Origin of the sequence: Roseibium sp. (assembly GCF_050301095.1) — a bacterium.
GTDB lineage: Bacteria > Pseudomonadota > Alphaproteobacteria > Rhizobiales > Stappiaceae > Roseibium.
In genome coordinates, this window is record NZ_JBNKYW010000119.1 from 1 (window position 1) to 4,525 (window position 4,525).

A 4,525-nucleotide genomic window follows, 5' to 3' on the forward strand; every position below is an offset into this window, starting at 1 on the left:
AACAAGCGCTTGCCCCTTGCAGGCGGGCAAGGTCACACAGGACGTCGGCCGTGTTGTCAACCGGCCGGCTCAAGGCGACCAGCCTGCCGTAATAGGCAAAGCGCGGGTCCGCCCGGGTCAGGGACCGGAGCGCTGCGCTGCGTTTCATGGCGGCAATGCTTTGCGGAGTTCCAAAAAACGTGTCCATGACCATTTTGTCACCTGAAATCGAGGCTGGGCCGGCAGAAGATGTTTCTGACCGGACTATCTCACATTTTCACGCCGGTACAAGGAAACGGTGGAAGGGGGGTGGCCTCCGGATCGACGGCAGGAGCGCGGCGGGTCAGCTGCCAAGCAACGCCTGCAATCCGTAGCCGGTCACAAAGGCGATACTGGCCGCCAGCATACCGACAACGGTCGTTTCCAGTCCGCAGGAGACCCAGTGCCTTTGGGACCAGCGCGCACGCAACGAGCCGATCATGAAAAAGGCAAGGGCGGTCAGAAGCGTGGCTGTGGCTGCGCTCGCCGGAAAGGCGCGGAGAAAGGGCACAAGCGGGATCGCCCCGAACAGAACGAAGGACGCGAATGTGAAAAGGGCGGCTTTCAAAGGTGTGTGCGCGACCGCCGTCATGCCGTATTCCGCCTGCATCATGGTATCGATCCAGGTCGTCTTGTTGGAGGAGACGAGCCGGACGATCGTTTCAAGGTCGTCGCCCTGAAATCCCTTGGCCCGGAAAATCTGCCGGACTTCCTCACGCTCTCCGTCCGGCGCCAGGGCGATGTGTTTTTCCTCGATAGCCCTGAGGCGGGCATAGTCCTCGTTTTCCGACTTCGAACCGCTGTAGTTGGCAACCGCCATGGAAAAACCGTCCGCCAGCAGATTGGCCATGCCCAGGATCAGGATCACTTTCGCGGACAGGTTCGCCCCGATCGACCCCGCGACGATCGCAAAAGTCGTTACGGCACCGTCGATCCCGCCATAGATCCAGTCCCTGAGGTAGCTGGCCCTTGGTCCCGACGCCAGGCGCGAGGCAATGTCGTCCGGGTTGTGGCTGTGTTCCAGTCGTGATGCCATGGTCATTTCCCGTGCTGTTGCCATTCAGAATTCAGGCAAATGAAGGCGCTTGCCATGATCCGCCTCAAAGCCTGATTTCCGTAACGGCCTTTTTCGCGCGAAATCCATCTTGGAAACGGCGTATATTTGGCAGATTGTCCTGTGGCTTTCACAGCTTTGGGGGTGTATAAGGCCGCACGTTTGCTCTGTTGGAGCTGCGGAAAACGAACGAAAATGTCGTGGATCGCGCAATAAGGATCGGAATTTTACCCGCGCGTCCAGTGAGGAGTAGGAAGTATGGCGGAGAAGTGGAGCCCGGACAGCTGGAGATCGAAACCGATCCTGCAGGTGCCGGAATACCAGGATAAAGAGGCTTTGGCGGATGTTGAACAGCGCCTGTCGACCTATCCGCCGCTCGTTTTTGCAGGGGAAGCACGGGCGCTGAAGAGCCAGCTTGCCGACGTTGCCAGAGGCAGGGGTTTTCTGCTTCAGGGGGGCGACTGCGCCGAAAGCTTCGCCGAACACCATCCCGATCATATCCGCGACTTCTTCCGCGTGTTCCTGCAGATGGCCGTTGTTCTGACCTATGCGGCCAGCCAGCCGGTGGTCAAGGTCGGCCGGATCGCCGGACAGTTCGCCAAACCCCGGTCCTCGGATATCGAGAAGAAGGGCGATGTGGAACTGCCGAGCTACCGCGGCGACATCATCAATGACATCAATTTCACGTCCGAAAGCCGCTTCCCGGATCCGGGCCGCATGGCCATGGCCTACCGGCAGTCGGCGGCAACGCTGAACCTTCTGCGCGCCTTTGCTCAAGGCGGTTTCGCCAATCTCGATCAGGTTCACCAGTGGATGCTCGGTTTCATCTCCGACAGTCCCCAGGGGCACCGTTACAAGGAACTGGCCGACCGCATTTCAGAGTCGCTGAACTTCATGAAGGCGTGCGGCATCAACGCCGAAAGCGTGCCGCAGCTCCGCTCGACGGATTTCTTCACCAGCCACGAAGCGCTGCTTCTTGGCTATGAGGAAGCACTGACCCGTGTCGATTCCACCTCCGGCGACTGGTACGCAACCTCCGGCCACATGCTGTGGATCGGCGACCGCACCCGCCAGCCCGATCACGCCCATGTGGAATTCTTCCGCGGCATCAAGAACCCGATCGGCCTGAAGTGCGGTCCGTCGCTGACGCCGGACGGTCTGCTGGAGCTGATCGATATCCTGAACCCGGACAACGAAGCCGGCCGCCTGACGCTGATTGCGCGCTTCGGCGCGGACAAGGTCTTCGATCACCTGCCGCAGCTTGTGCGTGCCGTCGAGCGGGAAGGCAAGGTCGTTGTCTGGTCCTGCGATCCGATGCATGGCAACACCATCACGGCCGGCGGTTACAAGACCCGCCCGTTCGACCGTATCCTGAAGGAAGTGGAAGCTTTCTTTGCGGTGCACCGCGCGGAAGGTACCCATGCAGGCGGCGTACATGTGGAAATGACCGGCCGGAACGTGACCGAATGCACCGGCGGTGCGAGGGCGTTGACCGCCGAACAACTCGGCGACCGCTATCACACCCATTGCGACCCGCGCCTCAACGCCGACCAGGCTCTCGAGCTTGCTTTCCTGATTGCAGAAAACCTGAAAAAGGAAAGAGACGGACGTCAGGTCGAGGCGGTCGCGGCCAGCGCGTAACGGTTGAAGAAACTCACGCAGCGTTAACTGAAAGGGCGGCTATTGCCGCCCTTTTTGCATATTTTTTCGCGATTGATTGAATTTGCTGCTTGCCGGTAAAGCTCGTTTAACGCTCTCGGATCATATCTTCTGAAGGGACTATCGTCGGGGACGGGAGCGGCAATTTGCGTGAACAGTGGGATCTTTCCAAGATTTCCTGCCTGATTGCAGAGGACAATCCTCATATGCGCGGAATCCTGAGATCCATCCTCACCGGTTTTGGAATCAGGACCGTGTTCGAGGCCGCCGACGGTGCCGAAGCCCTTGAAATCGTTGTCGACCGCAAGCCAGATATCGTTCTTCTGGACTGGGTCATGAGTCCCTTTGACGGCGCCGAGTTCCTGCGTATCCTCAGGGGGGACAGGGATCCGATCGTCTGCACGACCCCGGTTCTGGCGGTGACCGCACATGCCAAGCGCAGGACCATTCTGGAAGCCATCGAGGTTGGCATTCACGGTTTCGTCGCAAAGCCGATCGCGCCGGCCATACTCTACCGTCACATCGGCGAGATCCTGGAACGCCAGGAGATCTACGGCCGTTCGCGCGGCATCATGGGCCCCGGACAGAACAGTGCGCTGCGGAACCTCAATATCAAGAATGTTGCGGAAGTTCCCGGCCCTGAAGGCGCGAAGATGACTGGCGGGCTGGCGTTGCTATGACCCTGGGCATTGAAGGCTCAGCTTGACCGGTGCCTGCATTCGCTGAATTGGGTGATTGCAACCCACAAGCCATACCGCTACATCAGGGAGAATGACACTTCCTGGTTATCGTTCCCATGATTACTGACCGTTTTCGACTGGCTGTCGCGCAGCTCAATCCGACTGTCGGCGATGTCGCCGGCAACACGGATCTCGTCCGCAAGGCCCGTACCGAGGCTGCCGAAAAAGGCGCCGACCTTGTGCTGGCCTCCGAGCTGGTGCTCGCCGGATACCTGCCGGAAGACCTCGTGCTGAAGCCGGCCTTCGTGCGCCGCTGCATGGAGGCTGCCGAAATTCTCGCCAGGGAAACGGCGGACGGAGGTCCCGGACTGGTGATCGGCTCACCCTGGAAAGGGGAGGACGGCAAGGTCCGTAACGCCGCGCTGCTGCTGGACCAGGGCGAGATCCGGGCGATCCGCTACAAGTACGATCTGCCGAACTACAGCGTCTTCGACGAAAAACGTGTCTTCGCCGCCGGCCCGTTGCCGGGACCGGTCGACTTCCGGGGCGTGCGCATCGGCCTGCCGATCTGCGAGGATATCTGGAACGACGAGGTCTGCGAGTGCCTGGAGGAAACCGGCGCCGAATTGCTGCTGGTTCTCAACGGCTCGCCTTACTGGGAAAACCGTGCCGACGACCGTCTGCAGGTCGTGGTATCGCGCGTGGTCCAGACCGGCCTGCCGCTGATCTATTGCAACCAGCTCGGCGGCCAGGACGAACTGGTTTTCGACGGCGGTTCCTTCGCACTCCATGCCGACAGATCCCTGGCGTTCCAGATGCCGCAGTTCCAGGCAGCGCTCGGGATCAGCGACTGGAGGCGGGACGGCGATACCTGGATCTGCGAGAACGGTGAGGTCGCGAAGCTTCCCGGTCTTGATGAGGCCAATTGGCGGGCCTGCGTCATGGGACTCCGTGACTATGTTGAGAAGAACGGCTTTCCCGGTGTCGTTTTCGGGCTGTCCGGCGGCATCGATTCCGCGGTCTGTGCCGCAATGGCGGTCGATGCGCTTGGGGCGGACAAGGTTCACGCGATCATGCTGCCCTACCGCTATACGTCCGAGGAAAGCATCAGGGA

General features: G+C 60.4%; 5 protein-coding genes. 3 read left to right on the forward strand and 2 right to left on the reverse strand.

Features of this window, described 5'->3' with window-relative positions; all coding sequences use genetic code 11:
• Positions 1-187: hypothetical protein (locus tag ACQY7U_RS10735; protein ID WP_428644299.1), on the reverse strand; the 187-nt coding region annotated here is incomplete at its 3' end.
• Positions 188-322: 135 nt separating this feature from the next.
• Positions 323-1,054 (reverse strand): VIT1/CCC1 transporter family protein, encoded by a 732-nt coding sequence (locus ACQY7U_RS10740; protein WP_428644301.1) that lies wholly within the window; start codon positions 1,052-1,054, stop codon positions 323-325.
• Between the two features lie 276 nt (positions 1,055-1,330).
• Between ACQY7U_RS10740 and ACQY7U_RS10745 the strand changes: the two genes are divergently transcribed.
• The 3 genes from ACQY7U_RS10745 to ACQY7U_RS10755 form a co-directional block, all read left to right on the forward strand.
• Complete coding sequence (locus ACQY7U_RS10745) at positions 1,331-2,713, forward strand: class II 3-deoxy-7-phosphoheptulonate synthase (RefSeq protein ID WP_428644303.1); 1,383 nt, start codon at positions 1,331-1,333, stop codon at positions 2,711-2,713.
• 164 nt (positions 2,714-2,877) lie between these two features.
• The gene (locus ACQY7U_RS10750; RefSeq protein WP_428644306.1) at positions 2,878-3,411 is read left to right on the forward strand and encodes a response regulator; all 534 of its coding nucleotides are present in this window, start codon (positions 2,878-2,880) and stop codon (positions 3,409-3,411) included.
• Between the two features lie 116 nt (positions 3,412-3,527).
• The coding region (locus ACQY7U_RS10755) for a nitrilase-related carbon-nitrogen hydrolase (protein ID WP_428644309.1) at positions 3,528-4,525 on the forward strand (998 nt) is incomplete at its 3' end.

Coding starts and splice junctions, on each gene's coding strand:
- ACQY7U_RS10740 (WP_428644301.1), bottom strand. CDS start 1,054: ATGGCATCACGACTGGAACACAGCCACAACCCGGACGACATTGCCTCG.
- ACQY7U_RS10745 (WP_428644303.1), top strand. CDS start 1,331: ATGGCGGAGAAGTGGAGCCCGGACAGCTGGAGATCGAAACCGATCCTG.